This is a genomic window from Clostridium sp. UBA7791, assembly GCF_002480755.1.
Lineage (GTDB): Bacteria > Bacillota > Clostridia > Clostridiales > Clostridiaceae > Clostridium_J > Clostridium_J sulfidigenes.
Window position 1 is genome coordinate 356,166 of sequence record NZ_DLCT01000013.1, and the last position, 13,236, is coordinate 369,401.

Annotated in this window: 13 protein-coding genes; 3 read left to right on the forward strand and 10 right to left on the reverse strand. The window is 32.1% G+C overall.

Annotated features, from left to right (window positions below):
• Position 1 precedes the first annotated feature (1 nt).
• Positions 2-1,102 carry an energy-coupling factor ABC transporter permease gene (locus B3Z56_RS17105; RefSeq protein WP_346846410.1) on the reverse strand — a complete coding sequence of 367 codons (1,101 nt, stop codon included), beginning with the start codon at positions 1,100-1,102 and terminating at the stop codon, positions 2-4.
• 290 nt (positions 1,103-1,392) lie between these two features.
• Between B3Z56_RS17105 and B3Z56_RS17110 the strand changes: the two genes are divergently transcribed.
• Positions 1,393-1,605 carry a DUF3955 domain-containing protein gene (locus B3Z56_RS17110; RefSeq protein ID WP_346846409.1) on the forward strand — a complete coding sequence of 71 codons (213 nt, stop codon included), beginning with the start codon at positions 1,393-1,395 and terminating at the stop codon, positions 1,603-1,605.
• Positions 1,606-1,743: 138 nt separating this feature from the next.
• Here B3Z56_RS17110 and B3Z56_RS17115 read toward each other — a convergent pair whose 3' ends face one another.
• The 3 genes from B3Z56_RS17115 to hypB all read right to left on the reverse strand — a co-directional run bounded on the left by B3Z56_RS17115 (position 1,744) and on the right by hypB (position 6,392).
• The gene (locus B3Z56_RS17115) at positions 1,744-2,730 is read right to left on the reverse strand and encodes a DUF5692 family protein (protein ID WP_346879359.1); all 987 of its coding nucleotides are present in this window, start codon (positions 2,728-2,730) and stop codon (positions 1,744-1,746) included.
• Positions 2,731-2,796: 66 nt separating this feature from the next.
• On the reverse strand, positions 2,797-5,475 hold the full coding sequence (locus B3Z56_RS17120; RefSeq protein ID WP_346879248.1) for an FAD-dependent oxidoreductase: 2,679 nt from the start codon (positions 5,473-5,475) through the stop codon (positions 2,797-2,799).
• Positions 5,476-5,720: 245 nt separating this feature from the next.
• Positions 5,721-6,392 carry a hydrogenase nickel incorporation protein HypB gene (hypB, locus tag B3Z56_RS17125; protein WP_346846406.1) on the reverse strand — a complete coding sequence of 224 codons (672 nt, stop codon included), beginning with the start codon at positions 6,390-6,392 and terminating at the stop codon, positions 5,721-5,723.
• Positions 6,393-6,659: 267 nt separating this feature from the next.
• Between hypB and B3Z56_RS17130 the strand changes: the two genes are divergently transcribed.
• Positions 6,660-7,268: a TetR/AcrR family transcriptional regulator gene (locus B3Z56_RS17130; protein WP_346846405.1), complete on the forward strand. Its 609-nt coding sequence runs from the start codon at positions 6,660-6,662 to the stop codon at positions 7,266-7,268.
• An 88-nt stretch (positions 7,269-7,356) separates the two neighbouring features.
• On the opposite strand, the gene B3Z56_RS17135 is transcribed toward B3Z56_RS17130, so the two are convergent.
• A complete protein-coding gene (locus tag B3Z56_RS17135; RefSeq protein WP_346846404.1) occupies positions 7,357-7,890 on the reverse strand; it encodes a GNAT family N-acetyltransferase in 534 nt (177 codons plus the stop codon).
• A 77-nt stretch (positions 7,891-7,967) separates the two neighbouring features.
• Positions 7,968-8,150 carry a hypothetical protein gene (locus tag B3Z56_RS17140; RefSeq protein ID WP_346846403.1) on the reverse strand — a complete coding sequence of 61 codons (183 nt, stop codon included), beginning with the start codon at positions 8,148-8,150 and terminating at the stop codon, positions 7,968-7,970.
• A 314-nt stretch (positions 8,151-8,464) separates the two neighbouring features.
• On the opposite strand from B3Z56_RS17140, the gene sstT reads away from it, so the two are divergent.
• A complete protein-coding gene (gene sstT, locus B3Z56_RS17145; RefSeq protein ID WP_346846402.1) occupies positions 8,465-9,697 on the forward strand; it encodes a serine/threonine transporter SstT in 1,233 nt (410 codons plus the stop codon).
• A gap of 165 nt (positions 9,698-9,862) precedes the next feature.
• On the opposite strand, the gene B3Z56_RS17150 is transcribed toward sstT, so the two are convergent.
• The 4 genes from B3Z56_RS17150 to B3Z56_RS17165 form a co-directional block, all read right to left on the reverse strand.
• Positions 9,863-10,471: an acetate uptake transporter gene (locus tag B3Z56_RS17150; RefSeq protein WP_035130633.1), complete on the reverse strand. Its 609-nt coding sequence runs from the start codon at positions 10,469-10,471 to the stop codon at positions 9,863-9,865.
• 187 nt (positions 10,472-10,658) lie between these two features.
• Complete coding sequence (gene rbr / locus B3Z56_RS17155; protein ID WP_346846401.1) at positions 10,659-11,321, reverse strand: rubrerythrin; 663 nt, start codon at positions 11,319-11,321, stop codon at positions 10,659-10,661.
• A gap of 200 nt (positions 11,322-11,521) precedes the next feature.
• Positions 11,522-12,421, reverse strand: coding sequence for a zf-HC2 domain-containing protein (locus B3Z56_RS17160; RefSeq protein WP_346846400.1), 900 nt, complete (start codon positions 12,419-12,421; stop codon positions 11,522-11,524).
• Positions 12,418-12,903, reverse strand: coding sequence for an RNA polymerase sigma factor (locus tag B3Z56_RS17165; RefSeq protein WP_346877037.1), 486 nt, complete (start codon positions 12,901-12,903; stop codon positions 12,418-12,420). Before B3Z56_RS17165 ends, B3Z56_RS17160 begins: the two co-directional genes overlap by 4 nt.
• Positions 12,904-13,236: the final 333 nt, after the last annotated feature.

The following is a 13,236-nucleotide window of genomic DNA, read 5'->3' on the forward strand; positions in this document are numbered from 1 at the left end:
CTTATTGTAGAATTTTACTGGTGGTTTCATTACCACCTAGCTTATTTTTATTATTAAACTTTTCTTTTCTTTTTTTAACTAAGCTGATAACAAATCCTGTGAATGCTGCCAGTGCAAGTGTCAATATTCCACCAACGATACCTGAAACACTTGTTCCAGCACTAACTGCAGGCCATTGCTCTTCAACTTCTACAGCTGCTTCTTTTTCACTTTCGTCTTCCTTTGCCTTAAAACTGTAATCAGGCAAAAACGCTATCTTACTTTGTATTTCTGATAATGTATTATGAATTCCATCTGGTGTTTCAAATTCTGCTGTTCCTGAAGTTTTTTCCATAGCCCATTCCAATCCATCAGGATTTGAAGAGGCAAACCAAGAAAGCGTTCCGCCAACTAAAACTACTCCAATTACCAGGCTAGTAAGTATCTTTTTCATAGATATATTACCAAGAGCTTCTCCTCTAGCTGCCTTTTCTAGAATTTCTGGTCTAGCCTTCCATACAAAAGTAACAATTGCTGATGTAACAAACCCTTCAGCTACTCCGATTGCTAGATGTATTGGTTGCATTAACAATAAAAAGGTTCCAAAAGGCAATTCAGTCTTTCTAGACATAAGAGTCTGAAGTACAACGCTAAAAGCTCCTATTTGAAGACCAACTATAGTAGATGCCATTGAGGCACCAAAGATCTTCTTAGTAGTAATCCCTTTACGTGTAAACCATTTATAAATTAAAGGGTATGCTATAAAACAAGTATAAAATCCAAGGTTAAATACATTACAACCATAGGCAAGTAACCCGCCATCTCCAAAGAACAGTGCTTGAATTAACAAAACAGAAGCCATAGTTAAGAATCCCGCATAGGGCCCTAATAATATTGCAAGTAGTATTCCTCCTCCAATGTGTCCACTAGAACCAGTACCAGGGATTGAAAAATTAATCATTTGTGCAGCAAAAACAAAGGCTCCCATTACCCCCATTAAGGGAATTTTCTTTTCATCCATATCATTCTGTATTTTTTTAATTGAATAAGCTGTAATTCCAGTAGTAGCAGCCAACATAGTTCCTCCCACCACTGGTGAAATCAAAGCATCAGCCATGTGCATAATATTCACTCCTTTACAAAATAAAATGCTCCCCAAAGTCAAGCATTTAAAACCATCTATTTTATCTCCGCAGTTGTAAATCGGAACCTCAGTTGTAAATCGAAACGCAACCCTTTCGACACCAATTAGGTTGTATTAATAATAAATATTTATTGTAAATCAATAAATATTTATTGACAATTCTATTTTCCAAGTATAAAATGATATTAAAAGGTACAGAATTTATAAAGTACTTAATTGCAAACAAAAATTAATCTGAAGTACAAAAATTTATAGGAGGAAAATTAAAAATGAAAAAATATTTATTTAGTATTCTTTTAGTAGTAGCTAGTATAGCGTGTTTTACGATATTTAATGTAGTAGGTTCCGAAGTCTTGCCAGATGGAACTCTATCTGAACCATTCTTTCTTATACCAATAGGATTTTTATTTGCTGGCATAGCTATTATATCAGCAATAATAATTTTTATAGTATCTAAATTTGTAAACAACAATAACCAATAAGTGTATAATCTATTATTTTCAATTAATAGATACGTATTAGAACTTAATTATTGTATATTGTATTATCTTAATAGTTCTAGATAGCAAAAATAGGCCTATAGGCCTATTTTTTGCCTTCTATAATCATAATATATCGCTTTACATCATCATTTTAATTTCTTTAAACTCATCAAGGTCAGTATAAAGTTCTCCCTTGTATGGATTTCTCTTAGTTTTCTTTATTTTATATATCATATAAAGAAATACAGCTATATTACTTGCAAGAGCTATAGCTCCTAAAATTGTATAAATAGTAGTATTGTAAGTTGATTTAACTACAAACATTCCTGTATCCTGGAAATTTGGAAAAGTTTGAGCAAACATGCACCATATAGCTAAGGTCTGAGCTCTATGCTGTAGCCAAGCACCTTTTCCAACAGTAAATGCACATAGAGTTGGTGCAATGAGTAATGCTAAGCCTGCATACCAAGAATGAGTAGGTATGCAATTATAAGTATATACAAAATTCCATAAATCATATGCAATAATCCAGAACCAAAGCATATCAGGCCATAGCATATCCTTACTTTTGTCCTTTTTAGTTTGTTTTCTAATTACTATTCCAAACCAACCAGTTATAGCAATGATATTTAGTATACCAGCCGCTGCATTCATATAATTCCATGGACCACCCATTACACCTACTACTTCTCCTTCAATAGCTCCTGAATTCATCATCCAATAAGTGGATCCAACCTCAATATCTCTTGCCACTGCTTCTATAATGTTAATAGCTAGAATCAACGGTGGAAAGCATAGTGCAATTTTATTATCAGCTAGTCTCCAAACAACCTCACCAGTAATTTTATCCTTTTTCTCGATATGACGAATACACCAAAATCCAATACATCCTGCTGTTGCAGAATAAACTTTAGCTAGATGGAACCAGTCAGTATAGGTAACATCCTTTAAAACAGTCATCCAAACAACTGTTAAAATAATTGGCAAAATAACAAAACTAAAAAATCCTGCCCACTTCTGTCTTCTAGAAAATTCATTGAATAAAAACAAACCTGCAAAAACTACAAACCACATTCCCCATGCAGAAAACATTGTTGCTCCTTCAACATAATTAAATTCAAACATTTTATTCACCCTCTACCCCTATCTAAATTTAAAATTACTTTATAAAATCTTTTATAGTTAACTAAGTTATTTAAAAAGTTTCTTTACTTTTTTAGTTGTAATTTTCACTTTACGTTTAAGAATTTGCTTTATAACTACAGGTTTTAAATCCTCATAGGCTACACCCTCACCATCATATTTTCTTACAAGGGAAATAGCATCAAACTTACATTTAGTGGTACATTGTCCACATCCTACACACAGGAATTCATCTACAACCGTTGCACCACAGCTAAGACAACGTTCTGTTTCCCTTTTTATCTGGTCTTCAGTAAATGTTTCACGCAAGTCTTTAAAGGTTTTCCTTGACTTGCTTCCATCTACATGACCTACACTCTGTCTAGGAGTACTATCATATCCTTGAAGTTCTATATTTTCCTTATCTAATGCATGATATTCTTTTCTATCTCGACCAATAATCAAACTTTGTCCTGGCTGAACATAACGATGAATTGAAATTGCACCTTCTTTACCTAAAGCAATTGCATCTATTGCAAACTTAGGTCCTGTTAATGCATCACCACCAGCAAAAACATCAGGCTCACCTGTCTGTAATGTAAATGGATCTGCTTTAATAGTATTATTTCTATTTAGTTCAATTTTACTACCTGATAAAAGTTCTCCCCAATTCATTCCTTGACCTATTGAAAGCAGTACAGTATCAGCCTTAACTATGATAGTGTTATTTTCATCATAAGATGGATTAAATCTTCCACTCTTATCAAATACAGAAATACATTTCTTGAATTCTACTCCTGTAGCACGACCATTTTCAACAATTACTCTCTTTGGTCCCCAAGAATTATTAATTTCAATATTCTCTGATAATGCTTCCTCAATTTCCTCTGGAAGTGCAGGCATTTGTTCACGACTTTCCAAACAGTACATTTTAATTTGTGTATTCCCAATTCTAGTAGCTGTTCTCGCAACATCTATGGCAACGTTACCACCACCGATTACGATTACATTGCCTTCAAGTTTTAACTCCTTACCCAAGTTAACATCTCTCATAAAATCTATACCGGTTATAACATTTTCTACATTTTCACCTTCAATACTAAGTTTCCTTCCCATACATGCACCGATTGCAATATAGAAGGCTTTAAAACCTTGATCCCTTAATTCATTAAGACTTATATCTCTTCCAACCTCAACCCCTGTCTTGAATTCAACGCCTAATTCTTTCAGTATGTCAATTTCAGCATTTATTACATTCTTTTCAAGCCTGAATGAAGGTATTCCTAAAGTTAACATTCCACCAAGAACATTTTCTTTTTCAAACACAGTTACTTTATACCCATCAATGGCTAAGTAGTATGCACAGCTAAGACCTGAAGGCCCTGCTCCCACAACAGCAATTTTTTTACCGTACTCGTGCTTACGTTTAGGCACATATCTATGATCAGTATTTAAATCTTGTTCAGCAATAAATTTTTTGATTTCATCAATAGCAACTGGATCGTCAATATCTCCCCTAGTACAATCTGTTTCACACTTTCTTGGGCAAATACGTCCACATACTGCAGGAAACGGATTTTCTTGTTTGATAAGTTCAAGAGCTTCCCTATATCTTCCTTGAGATGCAAGTTTAACATAACCTTGAACTGCAATATGAGCTGGACAATTGGTTTTACAAGGACTTGTACCTGTATCAACTACATCTTTTCTATTGGTTCTATAATCAGGATTCCATTTATCTGGACCCCACTCAGTATCTCGTGGAGTATCAATTCTCTTTATCTCAGTAGTTACTGGTGTTTTTGAACATAACTTTTGCCCCAATTGTAGTGCATTAACAGGACAATTTTGAACGCACTCTCCACAAGCAACACATTTCTCTTTGTCCACTTTAGAAACATAGTTTGAACGTACCATGTCAGCGTTAATAAACATACTAGCAGTTCTTAAAGCAAGACAAGAACATCCACAGCAATTACAAATAGCATGAGTTTTACCAGAACCATCTAAGTTAGGTATTTGATGCATTAAGCCGTTTTCTTCTGCTCTCTTAATAATTTCAAAGGCTTCTTCACGAGTAATCTGTTTGCCCCTCTTCGTACGTATATAGTATTCTGCTGCGTGACCCATCTGAATGCACATGTCTTCCTTAAGATGACCGCAGCCTTCTCCCATAGCTTCTCTTGCTGTACGGCATGAACAATCAGCAACTGAAAAAATATCATTATCATTAAGATACTTAGAAACTTCCTCATAGGATGCTCTTCTAGTTTCACCTTCAATGGCATGTTCTATAGGTATAACACGCATAAGACCTACTCCTACAGGAAAACTTCCTGCTGTCTTAGGTCCTCTTACTCTTCCATAGGCTTCAAAAGCCCTAGGAATCTGAGGATACTTTTTAACATTCTCCTTATTGTTAACCATCATTTCCATGATACCTGGAACCCAGGTCTCATACCAAAATGTATCTACTCCATCAATTTCATTTACAAAACAAACCCCTGCATCCGCTAATTCTAACAAAAGTTCTGTTGTTCTCTCTACAGATTTGCCACATAAAGGAGCAACATCTTTAGCAGTAACCTTTTTACGTATTTCCATACAAAGTACCACCTCAGCCATTTCTTCTGAAACAACAGGTTCAAGAATCATATACTCTGGATCTGTAGCTTTGATTTCATTTTTCGAGCCACGTTTCTTATTACTGATGTGATTTGCAAGATCAAGTACCTTTTCCTTGACCATATATTATCCCTCCCCAAAATAATTATATGTCATCATAAACAAAACTATAAACACCAGCGTTTACAATGAATTGCAAAGATGGCAAGACTCATTATTATTATTATTAACTATATTAAAATAATCAGCACTTTTAGGTTTTATTAAGTTATTAAAACAAAAGTAACCGAAAGAAGCTGATTATTATATATAGTCAAAATATTTTAAAGTAAGTTTATAATATTTTTAATGTTATGAATTATTTAAAGTTATTTATTTTTCCAATTATCTATTTGTCCACGTATCCAGTCAGCCCATTCTCCAATTCCTTCTCCAGTTTTAGCTGAAATTGGAATAACTTTAATATTAGGATTCAGTTTTTTTACCCTCTCTTTTACTGCCTCCATATCAAATTCAAAATAGTCCGATGCATCTATTTTGTTGACTAATAAAACATCAACTATTGAAAACATTAAAGGATATTTTAAAGGCTTGTCATCTCCTTCTGGTATGCTTAGAATCATAGCATTTTTTGATGCACCAGTGTCAAATTCCGCAGGACACACTAAGTTTCCAACATTCTCCAATATTGCAAAATCAATATTATCTGTTCCAAGACCTTTTAAACCTTGTCTAGTCATATCAGCATCAAGATGACACATTCCTCCTGTATGCAGTTGAATTACTTTAACTCCAGTCTTTGAAACCTTGTGTGCATCCACGTCTGAATCAATATCAGCTTCTAAAATACCAATGTTCATTTCATTTTGAAGAGCTTCAATTGTTCTTAAAACAGTTGTTGTTTTCCCTGAACCAGGTGATGACATAAGATTTAATAAAAAGACCCCATCTTTTTTCAATTCTTCTCTAAGTAGCTCAGCCTGACGATCATTGTTGTCAAAAACACTTTGCTTAATTTCTAAAACTTTAAATGCCTCCATGTAAACTCTCCCCCATTTCATATTTAATTTAGGTTACTTTATTGAAGTAGGTTACAATATATTATTACCAACCGTTCCACAATATAACATAACAGTTGTTATGTTTATAATATAATACACACCTACCTTTGTCAATGAATTAACATTCGAAATAATAAATATGTTATGAAAATACAGACTATTATGTCCTTGATATAATAGTCCTATGATATGTGAACCATGATGTTGTAAAAATATGATATACTATTTTTAAATGGGGTGAATAAAATGAACGCTAATGAACCTAATGAAAAAAAGCAACATATTTTAGATGCTGCAATTAGTGTATTTATAGAAAACGGCTTTGAAGAAACAAGTATGCGTCAAATAGCCTCAGCTGCTGGGCTTACTACTGGTGCAATATATCATCATTTTAAGAATAAGGACGAGCTATTCTACCACGCAGTAAAGGAAGCTATGTACTTTGCTCAAAAACTTTCTGAAAAAGATGAAAGTAGTAATCTTAAAAGCACTGAAAATATGTTAAATGAAATTAGTAATAAAGTTAGAGAACGTATGTCTAAGGTTAATGAGCAACGCCTTTTGGTTTTATTAATAGGCTACGTATTATCCAAGGGTGGCTCTCTTAGTGAAAGCCTTAAACAAGATTATAATGAAATAATAAACAAGGTAGCAGATATGTACTTCTACGCATTTGGTATTGAAAATAAAAACTGTAAGAAAAGTCTTGCTGCTATTTTAATAGCAGCTCTAGATGGTGTTGCAATGCAATATTCTCTAGGGGTTTTAAAACAGGAAGATCAAGAATTTAAAGACACTTTTATGAGATTTTTCGCAGAAAGTATTCCTATATTTATGCAAAAAAATAAATCCTAAACTAAGTTACATAAAACAAGGATGCTTATAATTTTTACATAGCATCCTTATTTTTATATTGCTAAAATAAATAATATATGTGTGATTTTTATAATGAAAACTCTAATTGGTAATCCCTTGGGTCATTTTCATATAGTTCTTTATTTATTTCCTCTGCTTCTTTACAGCCTATTGAAAAATAAAATGCAATTGTTTCTTCAGCAGAACCTGCACAAATATAAATTTTATCTGCTTTCCACTCTCTTGCAACATTGGCAGAAAGTACGAATAAATTTTTACCTATTCCTTTATTTCTACACTCTAAGGTTATGAAAAGCTGATCTAATAAAACATAATTAAATTTTTCACCAAAAAATTCACGATTAACTGTTGAAAACCCCAGTAATTTATTATTATCATCAAAAGCAGCAATGGCACTTCCCCCACTTAAAATGGTTTTCTTCAAATTTCTTAGATGATATTCATAGCCGTTTGGCCAATCACAATCTTGGTAATTTATTTCTACTAATTTACGTTTGCCACCCACATCTCTCCATGCTTTTCCTATATATTGAGATGGATTCATTTTGTTTATATACTCACATTCCTCTAATTCTAATTTTCTATATATAACATCTCCCATACTTCCACCTCCAAATACTCATGCAAAATAATCCTATTCTATAACACTTTGAACACCCTAGAAATTTTCTCTTACCACTAATTTTTTACAATAACTTCACTTTTATATTTACTATTTAAATAATACACATATTCTAGTAAAAATCCAATAACTCTAACATCAGTAAAATCTGTATTCTCAATTAAATTTTTATTTTCAATGAATAATTTTAGAACTGTTATCCCAAAATAGTATAGAGATATATAGTGGCATCTTTCCATAATGCTTGAAAAATTTTTTTTCTTGCAATTGAATTGATTTTATTAATATTTTAAATTTAATTTATATGACTTATAAACCTAGTTAATATAAGCCTTAATAGATAATTTAAAAACTGATTTTATTTTCTAATTGTTTATTATATAGGTTATTTATGTAAAGGTGACCATTAATTAATTGAAAATTCATTATGCTTTTCCACTTCACATTAGTGAAGATTCATGATAAACTTATTTTTACCAAAGAATTTCCTAGTAACAAATTTAAAGCCACAGAAACTTATTTTTTTTATTTAACGTTATAGGAGGAAAATATTATGAAGAATCTAATGAAGAAATGGAATGGATTAAGTTTAGTAAAACGTATAATCATAGGTTTAATCATAGGTATTATATTAGCCGTAACCATTCCTAATGTAGCAAAACCATTATCAATTTTTGGATCTTTATTTGTAGGTGCTTTAAAAGCCATTGCACCTATCCTAGTCTTATTTTTGGTAACCAGTGCTATTTCCCAACACAAAAGTGGTCATGAAACCAATATGAAAACCGTTATTATTCTTTATCTTTTAGGAACATTCTTAGCCGGACTTGTAGCTGTTATTGCAAGCTTTATGTTCCCGGTAAGTCTAACCCTTGTAGCTGGGGTAGAAAATATTACTCCTCCTGGCGGTGTAGTAGAAGTTCTTAAAGCATTACTATTAAACCTAGTTGATAATCCAGTAAAGGCTCTTTTCAATGCTAACTACATTGGTATATTAGCTTGGGCAGTAATTCTTGGTTTTGCCTTAAAAAATGCTGCAAGTTCTACAAAATTAATAATTTCCAATGTTTCTGATGCATTATCTCAAATGGTTGTATGGGTAATAAATTTTGCACCCTTAGGAATCATGGGACTTGTAGTTGATACTATCGTTACAAGTGGAATAGCTTCACTTCTTAGCTATGGAAAATTACTTTTACTTCTACTTGGAAGTATGATTTTTGTAGCTCTTGTTGTAAATCCAATAATGGTGTACGTAGCTATTCGTCAAAATCCATACCCCCTTGTATTTAAATGCTTAAAAGAAAGTGGAATCACAGCATTCTTTACACGTAGTTCTGCTGCTAATATTCCTGTAAATATGAGTTTATGTGAAGAACTTGGTTTAGATAAAGATACTTATTCAGTATCAATTCCTTTAGGTGCCACAATTAACATGGCTGGTGCAGCTATTACTATTTCTGTTTTAACTCTTGCAGCTGTTCATACTCTTGGTATCCAAGTAGATATTGGTACAGCAATAATTCTTAGTGTACTTTCTGCGGTAAGTGCTTGTGGAGCTTCTGGAGTAGCCGGAGGTTCACTATTACTTGTTCCTCTAGCATGTAGCTTATTTGGAGTCCCAAGTGACATTGCTATGCAGGTAGTTGGTGTAGGTTTTATCGTAGGTGTTATTCAAGATTCTGCTGAAACTGCACTTAACTCATCCACAGATGCACTTTTCACAGCAACAGCTGAATTTAGTAAGTGGCGTAAAGAAGGTAAAAAAATAAATATTTCTAAATAGAAATTAAATACTAGTGTAATTCTTATATAAATATAAAAGCCTCCAAGGATAGCTTATAAACTATTCTTGGAGGCTTTAAACCTTTATAACCACTATAAAAATTAGAATCACCTTTTGTGTATCATGGATATACAAAAGGTGATGAAAAAATTCATCACCTAAATATTACTTCTTAAATATTCCAAAAGGTTTTCCAACAGGTAAAAATACTCTTCCAAAGTGAGTATTTAATACTGCTGCTGCTGAACCATAGAAAGATACTAAAGCTATTGCTAACTCAGAATAAGCAGCTAGCATATGTGTTCCATGCTCCATTATTCCAAAAGTTGTTAGCGTTAATCCTAAGAATAGGAAATCTATCAATAGGAATATTGTAAATAACACCTTATGAGTTTCCATTGCACCTATAGTCATAAATATTGTAAAAATTAAATACCCTAAATAAGCAACTCCTAATTGATTTATGTCAGCTTTAGCTGCTAGGGCTGGTCCAAATACTCCATTTTGAATTAACCAAGTAAAACCAACACCATACCAAAAGAATGCATAAGCACCAAAAGCAGTTGCTCCAAAAGTGTTGTTATGCTTAAAATCATTTAAACAAGCCAACAATTGTGCTGTTGCTCCTAAAAATATTGCCCATGGTAATACTAAAGATACTCCCTCTGTTAATCCTAACTTTTGAGATGATGCTACTAATGTTACCATTGCTAGTCCAAATAAACCTATTGCCGACGGATCAGCTACTACTACTTTAACCTTTGTTTCTTGCATAATATCCTCCTAATATAAGTTCACACAAATTTCATACTTTTAAACAATAACAAAAATATTATCCATTGTCAATAAAAATTATAATGTTTACATATTTATAAACTATTACTTTGAATTATATAAAGAACTATCCATCAATATTAATATGCAAAATAAAAAAACCGCCACAATAAGTGACGGCTTAAAATTAATAATTTTCTTTTCTAACTTCGAAATAACTTTGAGAATATTTACATACAGGACAAACTTCAGGAGCCTTTTTTCCCATTATAAGATGTCCACAAACACGACATTCCCACATAGTTTCTTCACCTTTTTCAAATACCTGTTGCATTTCAATATTTTTTAGTAATTTACGATAACGCTCTTCATGAGATTTTTCAATAGCAGCCACTCTACGGAATCTTTCAGCTAACTCCTTAAATCCTTCCGCTTCTGCATCCTTTGCAAAACCATCATACATGTCTGTCCACTCATAGTTTTCACCTTCAGCTGCATGTAAAAGATTTTCAGCAGTGTTTCCTAAATTACCCAACTCTTCATACCATATACGAGCATGCTCTTGTTCATTTCTAGCTGTCATTAGAAAAATTTCAGCTAACTGATCGTATCCTTCTCTTTGTGCAATATTGGCGAAGTATGTATATTTGTTTCTCGCCTGGCTTTCACCTGAGAAAGCTTCCATCAAATTCTTTTCTGTCTTTGTTCCTGCGTAAATATTTTTAATCTCTTTTTCTTCTTCAATTTTAACAAATACTGAGGCTGGTTGTTTACATTTAGGACATCTAAAACCTTCTGGCAACTCCCCTTCATGAATATAGCCACATACTGAACAACGATATCTTACCATTTTTTTATTCCCCCTAATTTAAAATTCTTTATTTGAAATTTTAATTATTTATTTTTTCACAATTCATTCCTACTATTTCTTATTATACCACATAATATTTAATTTCCCAATACTAATTAGGTTCTCGAAATTTTATAATAGAGGGTATATCGTGCGTTTCTGTTACCAGTAAATTAAATTTTTAAAAACCTACTTAAATATTAGTCCCTTTTACCATTTCTATATTCTCTCATTAAACTGATAGCAGATAGGAATCCAATGTACAGTGGAATCATCACTAGCAAGATTGCAAAAAAATCCCTTGCTGCAGAATATGATGACGTTGTAAATCCTTTAATACAAAGATGACCTAAAAAATATGATATAGGCAAAAATAGAATTTTTATTGTCACATTTTTTACTTTTTCATATCCTCGGAATACAAACATAATTATTCCACAAAGCATTACCAATGCTAAGTCAATAACTAAATAATATGCCAAAACAAGTCTTGGCAATGTGAAAACACCTCCACCAGGATTTTGGTCATTACCATATATTAATCTATCTTCACTTCCATTAGTCATATAATAGTAGACGGAATCTACCACTTCACCATTTGGATTCAAAACAGTATTATTTGCAGGATTTTTAGCAATACTTCTGTTCCAAATACTATCCCATGCAGTTATATTGTAAACATAACCTGTGTTGTCATCATTAGGATAACTACTTATATCATATCCTGATACTTTATCACTGAATAAAGCAAGTACCGACCCATTATCCTTTTCTATTAAGGATACTGTGCCTTCACTATAAGGAATATACTTTGGCGCAGTAAAAAAAGCAATTGTAATTGAAGCAATAACTATGGTCAACATAACAGAAAAAATAATTGTTTGGAGTTTTTTCTTACGCAAAGTAGCCTTTAGATTTCTCAGTGGGGCTACATCTGTATCTATAGGTGGATTATTATATAATTTCATCTCATCAAGTTGCTTTCTACAATCCTCACAAAAACTAATATGCTGTTCCACAATAATGCAAGTATCATTACTGGCAATATTTTCTAGATATAAAGGCAAAAGATCTCTAATCACATTACAAGGTACTTTCATTTATAATCCTCCATTCGCTCTTTGATCTTATTTCTAGCCCGGTGATACGTAACGCAAGCCCAATTATCACTTTTTCCAAACAAACAAGCAATCTGTTTGAAGCTCAATTCTCCAAAAACTCGCAGTGAAAATACTTCTTTATATGGTTCGTCAAGATTATGAAGAATTTCGTGAATTTCCATAGATTCTTCTGTTGAAGATATTATTTGTTCAAAATTAAAATTATCTTTTTGTTCAGAAAGTTCATCTAAATGTATAGTTTTTTTCTTCTTGCGCAGAAAAGAAAAGTAGCAATTTTTTGCAATTTGACATAACCACACTCGTATATCACAGTTACCCTTAAATTTTTCAATAGATTTTATTGCCTTCATAAATGTTTCAGCTGTGATATCCTCTGCTATATGCCTATCTCCAGATAAACTATATATATACAAAAAAATATCTTTAAAATAATTATTATATATATCCTCAAACTCCGTCACTCTATCACCTCCTCACTTATAAGACGCTTTTGATTTGATTATCTTACACTAATATTAAAAAAATTTAAAAGCTAAAGAGAATTATCCATATATTTTTCAATTTATTCCATTATTACTCTGATGTACATTATGTCATAATATCCATTAATTATAAAATCATTAATATAATAAAATACTCTGCTATACTCAAATATATTGTCTTATCTTATGGTTCTTACAATTTTCTTGAATTAACAATTCTTTTTTACAATTAAGTTTTTTAGAACTTTATTTATATTAGAAATGAACCAATATAAACAAACAAACTAAGACCTATAGGTTATCTAACTATCA

What these genes read in the sequence shown, in the direction of transcription:
- B3Z56_RS17105 (WP_346846410.1), bottom strand. Translation starts at nt 1,102, where the DNA reads ATGCACATGGCTGATGCTTTGATTTCACCAGTGGTGGGAGGAACTATG.
- hypB (WP_346846406.1), bottom strand. Translation starts at nt 6,392, where the DNA reads ATGGAGGCATTTAAAGTTTTAGAAATTAAGCAAAGTGTTTTTGACAAC.
- rbr (WP_346846401.1), bottom strand. Translation starts at nt 11,321, where the DNA reads ATGGTAAGATATCGTTGTTCAGTATGTGGCTATATTCATGAAGGGGAG.
- sstT (WP_346846402.1), top strand. Translation starts at nt 8,465, where the DNA reads ATGAAGAATCTAATGAAGAAATGGAATGGATTAAGTTTAGTAAAACGT.
- B3Z56_RS17135 (WP_346846404.1), bottom strand. Translation starts at nt 7,890, where the DNA reads ATGGGAGATGTTATATATAGAAAATTAGAATTAGAGGAATGTGAGTAT.
- B3Z56_RS17160 (WP_346846400.1), bottom strand. Translation starts at nt 12,421, where the DNA reads ATGAAAGTACCTTGTAATGTGATTAGAGATCTTTTGCCTTTATATCTA.
- B3Z56_RS17115 (WP_346879359.1), bottom strand. Translation starts at nt 2,730, where the DNA reads ATGTTTGAATTTAATTATGTTGAAGGAGCAACAATGTTTTCTGCATGG.
- B3Z56_RS17130 (WP_346846405.1), top strand. Translation starts at nt 6,660, where the DNA reads ATGAACGCTAATGAACCTAATGAAAAAAAGCAACATATTTTAGATGCT.
- B3Z56_RS17140 (WP_346846403.1), bottom strand. Translation starts at nt 8,150, where the DNA reads ATGGAAAGATGCCACTATATATCTCTATACTATTTTGGGATAACAGTT.
- B3Z56_RS17150 (WP_035130633.1), bottom strand. Translation starts at nt 10,471, where the DNA reads ATGCAAGAAACAAAGGTTAAAGTAGTAGTAGCTGATCCGTCGGCAATA.
- B3Z56_RS17120 (WP_346879248.1), bottom strand. Translation starts at nt 5,475, where the DNA reads ATGGTCAAGGAAAAGGTACTTGATCTTGCAAATCACATCAGTAATAAG.
- B3Z56_RS17110 (WP_346846409.1), top strand. Translation starts at nt 1,393, where the DNA reads ATGAAAAAATATTTATTTAGTATTCTTTTAGTAGTAGCTAGTATAGCG.